We start from the raw sequence: 13,832 nt of genomic DNA on the forward strand, positions 1-13,832 counted from the left end.
GACCACGTAAAAAAGAAACCAAGAGAGTTGAACCGGCCCATGAGTCGCGCCGTGACCTCGGGCAGGGGGCACCCCGGCGGTCACCGCCCCCTGTCGGATCACACACCGGAGCGTTACCGTCGCACCTGGTGATGTGACCCATGTCACTGTGAGGTCCGCAATGCGAGGAGACATCGTGGCCACCGACGCACCTCCCCCCTCCAAGACCGGAACAGGTCTTCCGTCCACCGACGCGTTCATCGCGGTCCAGGAGAGCGCCGAGTTCGGTGAACTGCGCCGCTCCCACCGCTCGTTCGCCTTTCCGCTGACCGTGGCGTTCATCGCCTGGTACCTGGCCTATGTGCTGCTGTCGAACTACGCGGACGGGTTCATGGGCACCAAGCTCTTCGGCAACGTCAATGTCGCCCTGGTGCTCGGCCTCGCCCAGTTCCTCACCACGTTCCTGATCGCGTGGTGGTACTCGCGCCACGCCGCCGCCCAGCTCGACCCCAAGGCCGAGGCCATCAAGTCCCGGATGGAGGGCGGCGCATGAGCCCGGCCCTCGTCCTGGCCGCCGGTGCGGCGAGCGAGCACCGGCCACTGATCATCACGCTGTTCGCGGTCTTCGTCGCGGCGACCCTCGTCATCACCGTCTGGGCGGGCCGCCAGACCCGCAGCGCCGCCGACTTCTACGCGGGCGGCCGCCAGTTCACCGCCTTCCAGAACGGACTCGCGGTCTCCGGCGACTACATGTCCGCCGCGTCCTTCCTCGGGATCGCGGGCGCCATCGCCCTCTTCGGCTACGACGGCTTCCTGTACTCCATCGGCTTCCTGGTCGCCTGGCTGGTGGCCCTGCTGCTGGTCGCCGAGCCGCTGCGCAACTCCGGCCGGTACACCATGGGCGACGTCCTCGCGTACCGCATGCGCCAGCGCCCGGTCCGCACCGCGGCCGGCACCTCCACGATCGTGGTGTCGATCTTCTACCTGCTGGCCCAGATGGCGGGAGCGGGCGTCCTGGTCTCCCTGCTCCTCGGCATCACCAGCGACGGCGGCAAGGTCGGCATCGTCGCCCTGGTCGGCCTCCTGATGATCGTCTACGTCACCGTCGGCGGTATGAAGGGCACCACCTGGGTGCAGATGGTCAAGGCCGTTCTGCTGATCGTGGGCGCCCTGCTGCTGACCTTTCTGGTGCTGCTGAAGTTCCACTTCAACCTCTCGGACCTGCTCGGCAAGGCCGCGAGCAACAGCGGCAAGGGGTCGGCCTTCCTGGAGCCCGGACTGAAGTACGGCGCCACCGGCACCAGCAAGCTGGACTTCCTCTCCCTGGGCATCGCCCTGGTCCTCGGCACCGCGGGCCTGCCGCACATCCTGATCCGCTTCTACACGGTGCCCACCGCCAAGGCCGCCCGGAAGTCGGTGAACTGGGCCATCGGCCTCATCGGCGCCTTCTATCTGATGACCCTCGCCCTCGGCTTCGGCGCCGCCGCCCTGATCAAGCCCGACGAGATCATCGCCTCCAACAAGGCGGGCAACACGGCGGCGCCCCTGCTCGCCCTGCACCTGGGAGGCACGGACTCCGACTGGGGGGCGATCCTGCTGGCCTCCATCTCCGCGGTCGCCTTCGCCACGATCCTCGCGGTGGTCGCGGGCCTGACCCTCGCCTCGTCCTCGTCGTTCGCGCACGACATCTACGCGAACGTCATCAAGAAGGGGCAGGCGAGCGAGAAGCAGGAGGTGAACGCGGCCCGCTGGGCGACGGTCGGCATCGGTGCCGTCTCCATCGGCCTGGGAGCCCTCGCACGCGACCTGAACGTGGCGGGCCTGGTCGCCCTCGCCTTCGCGGTCGCCGCCTCCGCCAATCTGCCGACGCTCCTCTACAGCCTCTTCTGGAAGAGGTTCACCACCGCCGGTGCCCTGTGGTCGATCTACGGCGGCCTCGTGACCGCCGTCGGCCTGGTGCTGTTCTCGCCGGTGGTCTCCGGAAAGGAGACGTCGATGTTCCCGCACGCCGACTTCCAGTGGTTCCCGCTGGAGAACCCCGGGATCATCTCCATCCCCGTCGGCTTCCTGCTGGGCTGGCTCGGCACGCTCCTGTCCAAGGAGCAGCCGGACCCCGGCAAGTTCGCGGAGCTGGAGGTACGGTCCCTGACCGGCACCGGGGCGCACTGACCGCCCGCCGACGGCCGCGTCGCGGAGTAAGCCGCATCCGCGACGCGGTCGTCGCGCACCGCGTGGGACGGGCCGCTGCCGTTGTCGGCGCCGTCACGTAGGCTCGCAGATGACGGAAGAGTGATCCGCGACGAGGGAGGGGGCCCCGTGCTCATCGACACCTATGGCCGGGTGGCCACCGACCTGAGGGTCTCCCTGACCGACCGGTGCAATCTACGGTGCACGTACTGCATGCCCGAGGAGGGCCTGCAGTGGCTCGCCAAGCCCGACCTGCTGACGGACGACGAGATCGTCCGCCTGATCGACATCGCGGTCACCTCGCTCGGGATCGACGAGGTCCGCTTCACCGGCGGCGAGCCGCTGCTGCGCCCCGGCCTGGTCGGCATCGTGGAGCGGGTCGCCGCGCTGACCCCCCGGCCCCAGACGTCCCTCACCACCAACGGCATCGGTCTCAAGCGCACCGCCGCGGCCCTGAAAGCGGCGGGCCTGGACCGGGTGAACGTCTCCCTGGACACCCTGCGCCCCGACGTCTTCAAGGCGCTCACCCGCCGGGACCGTCACCGGGACGTCCTCGACGGCCTCCGGGCCGCGCACGAGGCGGACCTCGTCCCGATCAAGGTCAACACCGTCCTGATGCCGGGGCTCAACGACGACGAGGCCCCGGACCTGCTCGCCTGGGCGGTCCGCGAAGGGTACGAGCTGCGCTTCATCGAACAGATGCCCCTGGATGCCCAGCACGGCTGGAAGCGCGAGGGCATGGTCACCGCGGCGGACATCCTCGCCTCCCTGCGCACCCGCTTCGAGCTGACCCCCGAGAACGCCGAGGAGCGCGGCGCCGCTCCGGCCGAGCGCTGGATCGTCGACGGGGGCCCGCATCGCGTGGGCGTGATCGCCTCGGTCACCCGACCCTTCTGCGCGGCCTGCGACCGCACCCGGCTGACGGCCGACGGCCAGATACGCACCTGTCTGTTCGCCACCGAGGAGACCGATCTGCGCGAAGCGCTGCGCTCCGGCGCCCCCGACGAGGAGATCGCCCGCATCTGGCGTCTGGCGATGTGGGGCAAGAAGGCGGGCTCGGGACTGGACGACCCCTCGTTCCTGCAGCCGGAGCGGCCGATGTCCGCGATCGGCGGCTGAATCAGTCCGCCGACGGGCTGGTCTCGGGGGACTCCCACTCCGCGAGCGTCACGACGTCCTTGAGGAACCCTCGTACGCTCAGGAACTTCGACAGGTGCTCGCGGTGCTCCTCGCACGCCAGCCAGGTCTTGCGGCGCTCCGGTGTGTGCAGCTTCGGGTTGTTCCAGGCGAGCACCCACACGGCGGCGGCTCGGCAGCCCTTGGCGGAGCAGATGGGGGCATCGGGGTCAGGGAGCATCACATGCCCGACCTTAACGTGCCTTCGCGCTCGCTCCATGAGCCGGTCGACACGTGACAGCACGACGGCACAGAAAGGCGACGCCGAGCAGCCACGGGGGGAGCTGCCCGGCGTCGGTCTTTCGCTCCGACGGGGGATGCGGAGCGCGTACGAAGTATGTCACGGGTGACCCGGTGCCCGGCACCGGAACAACATGATTGTCCTGAGCTTTTCTTGAGCTTCGCGAAGGGCGGAATTCTGTATCCGGCGGCCCGCCTGGCTCAGGCCCGCTCGCGCGGCTCTTCCCGTACGTCGGCCGAGGGCCCGGCCGCACCGGTCGGCTCGTCCTCCGGGACGGATTCCGTGTGCTTGTCCGCGTCGGGTGACGTGATCATCGGGCGCACGGGGACGTTGACGAACGACGACGGCAGCGACGGCGCGTTCTCCCGGCCCGCGTTCGCGATGACCACCGCGACGTAGGGCAGGACCGCCCCCAGGACCAGCGCGACGACGGCGAACGGCCGCTCGACGTTCCAGAGCGTGGCGGCGAGGATCACCGCGACCGTACGGATGGTCATGGAGATGACATAGCGACGCTGCCGGCCGCGTACGTCCGCCGCCAGCCCTTGCCGGGCGCCCGTGATCCGGTACACCTGGGCCTGCTCGCCGCTGTGCAGCTTCCGCATCACATTCCACCACCCGCCTGCATCGGACTCTCCCCGGCCCGCACCTGGTCCGTACCCGGTCAGGGGCCGAGCCCGAACACTCACCACGTTACGCCGCGCCTGCGTCGGCCACGAGACCGGGGGCACCCTGCCTGGGCGTACGCGCTGTGCACTCGCGCGTACGGCTGCACCCGACATGCGCCGTATGGCGGACCGCCCGAGACTGGGCCTACCGCTCGCGTCGAGCCGTACGAGGAGGCAGCCATGGGCTGGTTGTGGGCGATCATCGTCGGATTCATCCTGGGCCTGCTGGCCAAGCTCATCCTGCCGGGCAGACAGCACAGCCCGCTCTGGCTGACCACCATCATGGGCATGATCGGCGGCATCGTCGGCAACGCCGTGGCCCGCGCCATCGGGATCGCGGAGACCCGGGGCATCGACTGGGGCCGCCACGGTCTGCAGCTCGCCGCCGCGGTCGTCCTCGTCTTCCTGGGCGAGATGGCGTACATGTCGACGAAGGGCAGACACCGGGAGAGGGCCTGACGGCACGGGAAGCCCAAAGACACGGAAGCACCGGGAAAGAGGGGCGTCCCCGATGGGAACGCCCCTCTTCCGCGGCCGGGATCACCTACCCGGCCCTTGTGCGCGAGAGCGCCTCAGGCGCCCGTGACCTCGATCGCGGCCAGGTTCTTCTTGCCGCGGCGCAGCACCAGCCAGCGTCCGTGCAGCAGGTCCTCCCGGGAGGGCACCGCGTCCTCGGAGACGACCTTCGCGTTGTTCACGTAGGCGCCGCCCTCCTTCACCGTGCGACGCGCGGCCGACTTGCTGGCCACCAGGCCGACCTCGGCGAACAGGTCCACGACCGACGGCAGCTCGGACACCTGCACGTTCGGCACCTCGGAGAGGGCCGCGGCCAGCGTCTTCGCGTCGAGGTCCGCCAGCTCGCCCTGGCCGAAGAGGGCCTTGGACGCGGCGATCACGGCGGCCGTCTGGTCGGCGCCGTGCACCAGCGTCGTCAGCTCCTCGGCGAGTCCGCGCTGCGCGGCGCGGGCCTGCGGACGCTCCTCGGTCTGCTGCTCCAGCTCCTCGATCTCCTCGCGGGACCTGAAGCTGAAGATGCGCAGGAACTTGGAGATGTCCCGGTCGTCGGCGTTCAGCCAGAACTGGTAGAAGGCGTACGGCGTGGTCAGCTCCGGGTCGAGCCAGATCGTGCCGGACTCCGTCTTGCCGAACTTGGTGCCGTCCGCCTTGGTGATCAGCGGCGTGGCCAGCGCGTGCACCGCGACGTGCGGCTCCACCTTGTGGATCAGGTCCGCGCCCGCCGTGAGGTTGCCCCACTGGTCGCTGCCGCCGGTCTGGAGCGTGCAGCCGTACCTCCGGAACAGCTCCAGGAAGTCCATGCCCTGCAGGATCTGGTAGCTGAACTCGGTGTAGCTGATACCGGCGTCGGAGTTCAGCCGCCGGGCGACGGCCTCCTTCGCGATCATCCTGTTGACGCGGAAGTGCTTGCCGATGTCCCGCAGGAAGTCGATGGCCGACAGGCCCTGGGTCCAGTCCAGGTTGTTGACCATGGTCGCGGCGTTCGGTCCCTCGAAGTCGAGGAACTTCTCGATCTGGCCGCGCAGCCGCGCCACCCAGCCGGCCACCACCTCGGGGTCGTTCAGCGTGCGCTCCGCGGTCGGCTTGGGGTCGCCGATCAGGCCCGTGGCACCCCCGACCAGGCCCAGCGGGCGGTTGCCCGCCTGCTGGATGCGGCGCATCGTCAGGATCTGCACGAGGTTGCCGAGGTGCAGGCTGGGCGCGGTCGGGTCGAAGCCGCAATAGAACGTGACGGGACCGTCCGCGAACGCCTTGCGCAATGCGTCCTCGTCCGTGGAGAGGGCGATCAGCCCGCGCCACTTCAGCTCGTCGACGATGTCCGTCACGGTTCTCGTATCTCCTTGGATGACCTTGGATGGCCTTGGATGACGTCGGCAGCGGTCGAACGACCACCGGCTACGAGGTTATACGCCCTGGCTGACAGAGCTCATATTGAAGTCCGGCACCCTCAGGGCCGGCATCGCAGCTCTAGTGAACCAGTCGCTCCACTCCCTCGGCAGCGTCTTTTCCGTGCGCCCGGCCTCCGCGGCGCGGCCCAGCAGGTCGATGGGGGACTCGTTGAACCGGAAGTTGTTGACCTCCCCGGTGACCTCGCCGTTCTCCACGAGATAGACCCCGTCCCGGGTCAGGCCGGTCAGCAGCAGCGTCGCCGGGTCGACCTCGCGGATGTACCAGAGACAGGTCAGCAGCAGCCCGCGCTCGGTGTCCGCGACCATCTCCTCCAGGGAGCGGTCGGAGCCGCCGTCCAGGATCAGGTTCCCGATCGCCGGGGCGAGCGGGAGGCCGGTCAGGGCCGCGCTGTGCCGGGTGGTCGTCAGATGCCTCAGCTCCCCGTCGCCGATCCACTCGGTGGCCGTCAGCGGCAGTCCGTTGTCGAAGACCGACGCGTCGTCGCCGGAGGAGTGCGCGATGACGAAGGGCGCCGCCTCCAGGCCGGGCTCGTGCGGGTCGCTGCGCAGGGTCAGCGGCAGACGGGAGAGCCGCTCGCCCACGCGGGTGCCGCCGCCGGGCTTGCTGAAGACCGTGCGGCCCTCGGCCGCGTTCCGGGCCGTCGACGACCACATCTGGTAGATCAGCAGGTCCGCGACCGCGGTCGGCGGCAGCAGCGTCTCGTACCGGCCGGCGGGCAGCTCCACCTTGCGCTTCGCCCAGGCCAGCCGCTGCGCCAGCTCGGCGTCCAGCGCCGTCGGGTCGACGTCCTTGAAGTCCCGCGTCGAACGTCCCGCCCACGCCGAGCGCATGCGGTCCGGGGACTTGGCGTTGAGCTCCAGGGTGCCGCTCGGCTGGTCGTGGCGCAGCCGCAGCCCCGTCGACGTACCGACGTACGTCGAGACGAGTTCGTGGTTGGCGAAGCCGTACAGCTCGCGGCCGCCCGCACGCGCGCGTGCGAAGGACTCGCCGAGCGCCGGCGCGAAGTCCGTGAACACGGCGGAGGAGGTCTCCACGGGCGGCTCCGCGAAGTCCGGGGATTCCGCCACCCCCGTCACCAGCGGCTGCGCGTCCTCGGCGGGGCCCGCGCCGCGCGCGGCGGCCTCCGCGGCCCGGACCAGCGGCTCCAGCTCGTCCGCGGTGACGGCCGAGCGGGAGACCACCCCGGACGCCGTGCCCTGCACGCCGTCCACGGTCGCCACGACGGTGAGGGTGCGCCCGCGCGTGACCCCGTTGGTGGTCAGCGCGTTGCCCGCCCAGCGGAGATTGGCCGTGGAGTGCTCGTCGGCGATGACGACGCACCCGTCCGCGCGGGACATCGCGAGGGCGCGCTCGACGATCTCGTGCGGCTTGTTCGTACGGGCGCTCATCGACCGGCCTCCTGCGTGGTGTTGAGAATGTTGACTCCCCTGAACAGGGCGGACGGGCAGCCGTGCGAGACCGCGGCGACCTGTCCCGGCTGGGCCTTGCCGCAGTTGAAGGCACCGCCCAGGACATATGTCCCCGGCCCGCCGACGGCCGCCATCGAACCCCAGAAGTCCGTCGTCGTGGCCTGGTAGGCGACATCGCGCAGCTGGCCGGTGATCCGCCCGTTCTCGATCCGGAAGAACCGCTGGCCCGTGAACTGGAAGTTGTAGCGCTGCATGTCGATGGACCAGGAGCGGTCCCCGACGACATAGATGCCGCGGTCCACGCTGCCGATCAGGTCCTCGGTCGACAGCCCGGCCGGATCCGGCTGGAGCGACACATTCGCCATGCGCTGCACGGGAACATGCCCGGGCGAGTCGGCGTAGGCGCATCCGTTGGACCGCTCGAACCCGGTCAGCCGGGCCATGCGCCGGTCCAGCTGGTAGCCGACCAGCGTGCCGTCCTTGACCAGGTCCCACGACTGGGCCTCGACGCCCTCGTCGTCGTAGCCGATCGTGGCGAGGCCGTGCTCGGCGGTGCGGTCGCCGGTGACGTTCATCAGCTCGGAGCCGTACCGCAGCTTGCCGAGCTGGTCGAAGGTGGCGAAGGAGGTGCCGGCGTACGCGGCCTCGTAGCCGAGCGCCCGGTCCAGCTCGGTGGCATGACCGATGGACTCGTGAATGGTCAGCCACAGGTTGGACGGGTCGACGACCAGGTCGTACACACCCGCCTGCACACTCGGCGCGCGCATCTTCTCGGCGAGCAGCTCCGGCATCTGCTCCAGCTCCGCGTCCCAGTCCCAGCCGGTGCCCGTCAGATACTCCCAGCCGCGCCCGGCCGGCGGCGCGAGCGTGCGCATCGAGTCGAACTCACCGGTGGACTCGTCGACCGAGACCGCGGTCAGCTCCGGATGCAGCCGCACGCGCTGCTGGGTCGTCACGGTGCCCGCCGTATCGGCATAGAACTTGTTCTCGTGGACGGTCAGCAGCGAGGCGTCCACATGGTCGACACCGTCGGCCGCGAGCAGCCGCGCGCTCCAGTCGGCCAGCAGCCCCGTCTTGTGCTCGTCGGGCACGGTGAAGGGATCGATCTCGTACGAGGAGACCCAGGTCCGCTCCGCGTGCACCGGCTCCGCCGCCAGCTCCACCCTTCCCCACTGCCCGAAAGGCGTGGAAGGTGCCCCCGTCTCCGCCCCCGCCGCCTTGATCACCTGCGCCGACAGCCTGGCCATCGCCACCGCCTGCGAGGCGACCTTGGCGGCGGCGTCGAGCGTCAGATCGACCCCCGAGGCGAACCCCCAGGTCCCGCCGTGCACGACCCGTACCGCGTACCCCAGGTCGGTCGTGTCCGACGATCCGGCGGGCTTGCCGTCGCGCAACCGCCACGCGGCGCTGCGCACCCGCTCGAAGCGGAAGTCCGCGTGTTCGGCCCCCAGCGCCCGCGCGCGTGCCAGCGCGGCGTCGGCCAGGGCCCGCAGCGGCAGTGCCGTGAAGGCTTCGTCGATGGAATGCGGCACGGAGGTCTCCCTGCTGTCGTGGCCTGTCGGATCCGATCATGTCTCCCGAGGGACCGTACGGACCACACCTTTGCGTCCGGCGACCGGACCTTCGCCTCCCAGGACCGTCCCGGCTCACCCCGCGGCGGCCGGTTCTGTAGGGATCCGACAGCGAGCCCCCGACGCCACTGTCGGTGCCCGATTGTCCGCGCGGCGGCCCGGACCGATAGGTTTTCGATGAAGGCGCCTGCCTATGCAGGGGTTCCAGACCGCTATCGAAAGGGTGATCCGTTGAGCCGCTCGGTTCTCGTCACAGGAGGCAACCGGGGCATCGGCCTCGCCATCGCCCAAGCGTTCGCCGACGCCGGCGACAAGGTCGCGATCACGTACCGCTCGGGCGAGCCGCCGGCCGGCTTCCTCGCGGTCAAGTGCGACATCACCGACACCGAGCAGGTGGAGCAGGCCTACAAGGAGATCGAGGCCCAGCACGGCCCGGTCGAGATCCTCGTCGCCAACGCCGGCGTCACCAAGGACCAGCTTCTGATGCGGATGTCCGAGGAGGATTTCACCTCGGTCATCGACACCAACCTCACCGGCACCTTCCGCGTCGTCAAGCGCGCCAACCGCGGCATGCTGCGCGCCAAGAAGGGCCGCGTCGTCCTCATCTCGTCGGTCGTGGGGCTGCTCGGTTCCGCGGGGCAGGCGAACTACGCCGCCTCCAAGGCCGCCCTGGTCGGCTTCGCGCGCTCCCTCGCCCGTGAGCTGGGCTCGCGCAACATCACCTTCAACGTCGTCGCGCCCGGCTTCGTCGACACCGACATGACCAAGGTGCTCACCGACGAGCAGCGCCAGAACATCGTGTCGCAGGTACCGCTCGGCCGGTACGCGCGACCGGAGGAGATCGCCGCGACGGTGCGGTTCCTCGCCTCCGACGACGCCTCGTACATCACTGGAGCCGTCATCCCCGTTGACGGCGGACTGGGAATGGGTCACTGATCACCATGAGCGGAATTCTCGAGGGCAAGCGCGTCCTGATCTCCGGTGTGCTGATGGAGTCCTCCATCGCCTTCCACGCCGCCAAGCTGGCCCAGGAGCAGGGCGCCGAGATCATCCTGACCGCCTTTCCGCGGCCCACGCTGACCGAGCGCATCGCCAAGAAGCTCCCCAAGCCCACCAAGGTCATCGAGCTCGACGTCACCAACGACGAGCACCTCGGGCGTCTGGCCGACATCGTCGGCGAGGAGCTGGGCGGCCTCGACGGCGTCGTCCACTCCATCGGCTTCGCGCCGCAGGACGCGCTCGGCGGCAACTTCCTGAACACGCCGTTCGAGTCCGTGGCCACCGCCATGCACGTCTCGGCGTACTCCCTGAAGTCGCTGACCATGGCCTGCCTGCCGCTGATGCAGAACGGCGGCTCGGTCGTCGGCCTCACCTTCGACGCGCAGTTCGCCTGGCCGCAGTACGACTGGATGGGCCCGGCCAAGGCCGCCCTGGAGGCCACCAGCCGCTACATCGCGCGTGACCTGGGCAAGCAGAACATCCGCTGCAACCTGATCTCCGCGGGCCCGCTCGGCTCCATGGCCGCCAAGTCCATCCCGGGCTTCGGCGAGCTGGCCTCCGTGTGGGACAACCGCTCTCCGCTGGAGTGGGACCTGAAGGACCCGGAGCCGGCCGGCCGGGGCATCGTCGCCCTGCTGAGCGACTGGTTCCCGAAGACCACCGGCGAGATCATCCACGTGGACGGCGGTCTGCACGCCATCGGCGCCTGATCCGTCACGGGCGAACGTCGCCTGTGGGGCCCCAGGTCCCGTCGTACGAGGTCGATGCCCCGCTTCCCGCCGCGCGCGGGAAGCGGGGCATCACCCGTTCGGTCAGCCCTTCGCGGTCCGTGACCGGCCGGGACGGCACATGAACGGATAGCTCGCCGCCTCCGCGGCCGCCGCGGCCGCGTCGCCCGCGCGGATCGCGTCCACCAGCCCCGTGTGGTCCATGTACGTCTCCGGCGTCAGCTCCCCGCCGACGTCGTCGCGCAGCCAGTCCCGCAGCACCTCGCCCAGGTCCGCGTACATCGCCGTCATGACGTCGTTGTGCGACGCCGCCACCACGGCCATGTGGAACGTGGCGTCGGCGGTCACGAACGCCTCCGCGTCCCCGGACTGCCAGGCCTCCTCGCGACGCAGCAGAAGCGCGTCCAACTGCTTGAGGTCGCGCTCGGTGCGCCGCTCGGCGGCCAGCTGGGCGGCACCCGACTCCAGGGTGGAGCGCAGCTCGGCGATGTGGGTGGGGTCGGCGTCGGAGAACCGCCGGTGCATCACGCCCGCCAGCTCGCTGGTCGCCGCCACATAGGTGCCCGACCCCTGGCGGATGTCCAGCAGACCGTTGTGCGCGAGCGCGCGGACGGCCTCACGGACCGTGTTGCGCGCGACCCCGAGCTGGTCGACCAGCTCGGACTCGGTCGGGATGCGGGAGCCCACCGGCCATTCGCCCGAGGTGATCTGGGTCCGCAGTTCGGCGATGACCTGTTCGGACAACGCGGATCGGCGGGGGTGGCTCAGCGGCATGACGGTCCTTCGTGCGGGCCTGGTTGCGGGGCCGGGGAATCCGGAGCGTAACGCAAGGGAAGTGGACCCTGATTCATCCCATGATTCTATGATGAGCCCTATGGCTTTCGATGAGACCGGGACGACGACGTCCGCACCCGTCCCCATGTCCCCACCGGTCCCCGGCTCCGCCCCCGGACACGCCGGCGCGGGCGCGCACCCCGTGAGCGGGGCGGCCGGCACGCACGCGTGGACGACGCGGGTGCTGGTCGTCGGCATCGTGCTCACCGCGCTCAACCTGCGGCCCGCCATCACCAGCCTCGGTGCCCTCCTCGAAGAGGTGCGGGACGGGCTCGGCATGAGCGGCAGCGTCGCCGGACTGCTGACCTCCGTCCCCCCGCTGTGCTTCGCCGTCTTCGGCGTCATGGCCCCCCGACTGGCCCGCCGCCTCGGCCCGGGCGCCGTGGTCTGCGCCGGAATGGTCGCGATCACCGCCGGGCTCGTGATCCGCCCCTACACCGGGAGCACCGCGGGCTTCCTGGCCGCCAGCGCGCTCGCCCTGATGGGCATCGCCGTCAGCAACGTCCTGATGCCGGTGATCGTCAAGCGCTGGTTCCCGGACCGGGTGGGTTCGATGACCGGCCTGTACTCGATGGCGCTCGCCCTCGGCACGTCCGCCGCGGCGGCGGCCACGGTCCCCCTGACCGACGCCCTGGGCGGTCATTGGCAGCCGGGTCTCGCGCTCTGGGCGGTGCTGTCGGCGGCGGCCGTCCTGCCGTGGATCCCGTTCGTCCGCGTGCGTGGTGCCCGTTCCGCACAGCCGCGCGGTGCCCGTTCCGTACAGAGCGCCCCCACCGCCGACACCGACCGGGGCGAGTCCGACGGGCTGCGCATCACCCGGAGCCGTACCGCATGGGCACTGGCTGTCTTCTTCGGGCTCCAGGCCACGGCCGCCTACATCACGATGGGCTGGATGGCGCAGATCTTCCGTGACGCCGGGGTGTCCGCGGGCACGGCCGGAGTGCTGCTGGCCGTCACCATGGCGATGGGCGTGCCCCTCGCCTTCGTCATTCCGCGGCTGGCCACCCGGCTGCCGCACCAGGGGCCGATCGCGGTCGTGCTCGGCATCTGCGGTCTCGCCGGGTACGCGGGCCTGTACTGGGCCCCGGCGGCCGGCGCCTGGGCCTGGGCTGTGCTGCTCGGGATCGCCAACTGCTCCTTCCCCCTGGCCCTGACGATGGTGGGCATGCGGGCCCGGACGAGCGCGGGCGTGACCAAACTGTCGGCCTTCGCGCAGAGCACCGGGTATCTGCTGTCGATCCCGGGGCCGCTGCTGGTGGGCGTCCTCTACCAGCACAGCGGCGGCTGGGGCCTGCCCCTCGCCCTGATGGCCGGGCTGATGGTCCCGCAGGTCGCGGTGGGCGTCCTGGCGGGCCGCGACCGGATCGTGGAGGACGAGGCGGTGCGCTGAGGCACGGCCGCCGCGTCCATGACGACCTGGGCGGACGCACCCCGAGCAGCTCCGGTCCGCCGGCGCGTCGGCCGGGGTGGCCCGGAAGGGCGCGGACCGGTCCGGTGGGTCCGCCGACCGGTGGCGACCCCGCCGGAGGCCGGGTGGGGCAGGGGTGCGAAACTGACCGCATGCCCGTGCTCGACCCGAATCCCCCGAACGGCCAGAAGAAGATGCTGCTCGTCTTCGGCGCGTTCTTCGCCATCTTCGTGATCATCGCCATCATCGCCACGATCGCCTCGCCCTGACGGGGGGTGTCCCCAGCCCGCGGGCGGGGGTTGTCCCCCGCAACCCTTAGGGGGTGAGTGTCAGGGTCAAGTGGGTGGATCACCGGATGGGTTGAGGGCCTCCGAATCCCTACCTTCGAGATGTGGCCGCCAACAGCGGACCACGGACCGTTCGAAGACCCACGGAGGCACCCATGTCGGCCCCTGCACACCCCCGGCCCCACCCGGCGCCCACGGGCACGGGCGGCCTCGACCTGCGGCTGCCCTGGTGGGCCCTCGCGCTGCCCACGCTGGCCTTCGTGCTCCTGCTGGCGCTGATACTCAATCCGGCGGACGCGCGGGCGGGGGGTGACCCGGCCCTCGGCCATCTCGTCGAGCGGATCCAGCAGACGATCACCCACCACGCGCGGTGACGTCTCCGATCACCCACCACGCGCGGTGACGTCTCCGATCACCCA

15 protein-coding genes are annotated in these 13,832 nt (G+C 70.5%); 9 read left to right on the plus strand and 6 right to left on the minus strand.

Translation table 11 applies throughout. From position 1 onward, the window contains the following. Positions 1-175: 175 nt before the first annotated feature. The 3 genes from AB0L95_RS09695 (at position 176) to moaA (ending at position 3,285) form a co-directional block, all read left to right on the plus strand. Positions 176-532 (plus strand): DUF485 domain-containing protein, encoded by a 357-nt coding sequence (locus AB0L95_RS09695; protein WP_311698166.1) that lies wholly within the window; start codon positions 176-178, stop codon positions 530-532. Then, a complete protein-coding gene (locus AB0L95_RS09700; protein WP_365159525.1) occupies positions 529-2,148 on the plus strand; it encodes a cation acetate symporter in 1,620 nt (539 codons plus the stop codon). The genes AB0L95_RS09695 and AB0L95_RS09700 overlap by 4 nt, the downstream gene beginning before the upstream one ends. Before the next feature lie 147 nt (positions 2,149-2,295). Next, positions 2,296-3,285, plus strand: a complete 990-nt coding sequence (gene moaA, locus AB0L95_RS09705) for a GTP 3',8-cyclase MoaA (protein ID WP_365159527.1) — start codon at positions 2,296-2,298, stop codon at positions 3,283-3,285. A 1-nt stretch (position 3,286) separates the two neighbouring features. On the opposite strand, the gene AB0L95_RS09710 is transcribed toward moaA, so the two are convergent. Continuing rightward, a complete protein-coding gene (locus AB0L95_RS09710; protein ID WP_365159530.1) occupies positions 3,287-3,523 on the minus strand; it encodes a hypothetical protein in 237 nt (78 codons plus the stop codon). A gap of 260 nt (positions 3,524-3,783) precedes the next feature. Further along, positions 3,784-4,188, minus strand: coding sequence for a DUF3099 domain-containing protein (locus AB0L95_RS09715; RefSeq protein ID WP_365159533.1), 405 nt, complete (start codon positions 4,186-4,188; stop codon positions 3,784-3,786). A gap of 243 nt (positions 4,189-4,431) precedes the next feature. Here AB0L95_RS09715 and AB0L95_RS09720 point away from each other — a divergent pair, with 243 nt between their 5' ends. Further along, positions 4,432-4,710, plus strand: a complete 279-nt coding sequence (locus AB0L95_RS09720) for a GlsB/YeaQ/YmgE family stress response membrane protein (RefSeq protein WP_365159536.1) — start codon at positions 4,432-4,434, stop codon at positions 4,708-4,710. Between the two features lie 113 nt (positions 4,711-4,823). Here AB0L95_RS09720 and tyrS read toward each other — a convergent pair whose 3' ends face one another. From tyrS to AB0L95_RS09735, 3 genes are all read right to left on the minus strand, one after another. Next, entirely contained in the window at positions 4,824-6,092 is a 1,269-nt protein-coding gene (gene tyrS / locus AB0L95_RS09725; RefSeq protein ID WP_365159539.1) for a tyrosine--tRNA ligase, read from the minus strand. 78 nt (positions 6,093-6,170) lie between these two features. Continuing rightward, positions 6,171-7,565, minus strand: coding sequence for a metallopeptidase TldD-related protein (locus AB0L95_RS09730; protein WP_365159542.1), 1,395 nt, complete (start codon positions 7,563-7,565; stop codon positions 6,171-6,173). Continuing rightward, on the minus strand, positions 7,562-9,118 hold the full coding sequence (locus tag AB0L95_RS09735; protein WP_365159545.1) for a TldD/PmbA family protein: 1,557 nt from the start codon (positions 9,116-9,118) through the stop codon (positions 7,562-7,564). Before AB0L95_RS09735 ends, AB0L95_RS09730 begins: the two co-directional genes overlap by 4 nt. Before the next feature lie 270 nt (positions 9,119-9,388). Here AB0L95_RS09735 and fabG point away from each other — a divergent pair, with 270 nt between their 5' ends. Together fabG and fabI are read left to right on the plus strand one after the other, a co-directional pair. Next, positions 9,389-10,093 (plus strand): 3-oxoacyl-[acyl-carrier-protein] reductase, encoded by a 705-nt coding sequence (gene fabG / locus AB0L95_RS09740; RefSeq protein ID WP_365159548.1) that lies wholly within the window; start codon positions 9,389-9,391, stop codon positions 10,091-10,093. A gap of 5 nt (positions 10,094-10,098) precedes the next feature. Then, on the plus strand, positions 10,099-10,866 hold the full coding sequence (gene fabI / locus AB0L95_RS09745; protein WP_311698175.1) for an enoyl-ACP reductase FabI: 768 nt from the start codon (positions 10,099-10,101) through the stop codon (positions 10,864-10,866). Between the two features lie 102 nt (positions 10,867-10,968). Here fabI and AB0L95_RS09750 read toward each other — a convergent pair whose 3' ends face one another. Further along, entirely contained in the window at positions 10,969-11,658 is a 690-nt protein-coding gene (locus AB0L95_RS09750; RefSeq protein ID WP_365159552.1) for a FadR/GntR family transcriptional regulator, read from the minus strand. Between the two features lie 100 nt (positions 11,659-11,758). Between AB0L95_RS09750 and AB0L95_RS09755 the strand changes: the two genes are divergently transcribed. From AB0L95_RS09755 to AB0L95_RS09765, 3 genes are all read left to right on the plus strand, one after another. After that, entirely contained in the window at positions 11,759-13,108 is a 1,350-nt protein-coding gene (locus AB0L95_RS09755; RefSeq protein ID WP_365159555.1) for a CynX/NimT family MFS transporter, read from the plus strand. A 170-nt stretch (positions 13,109-13,278) separates the two neighbouring features. Next, the gene (locus AB0L95_RS09760) at positions 13,279-13,395 is read left to right on the plus strand and encodes an SGM_5486 family transporter-associated protein (protein ID WP_365159558.1); all 117 of its coding nucleotides are present in this window, start codon (positions 13,279-13,281) and stop codon (positions 13,393-13,395) included. A gap of 173 nt (positions 13,396-13,568) precedes the next feature. Next, positions 13,569-13,787, plus strand: a complete 219-nt coding sequence (locus tag AB0L95_RS09765) for a hypothetical protein (RefSeq protein WP_365159561.1) — start codon at positions 13,569-13,571, stop codon at positions 13,785-13,787. Positions 13,788-13,832: the final 45 nt, after the last annotated feature.

The organism is Streptomyces sp. NPDC052036 (assembly GCF_040680495.1).
Lineage (GTDB): Bacteria > Actinomycetota > Actinomycetes > Streptomycetales > Streptomycetaceae > Streptomyces.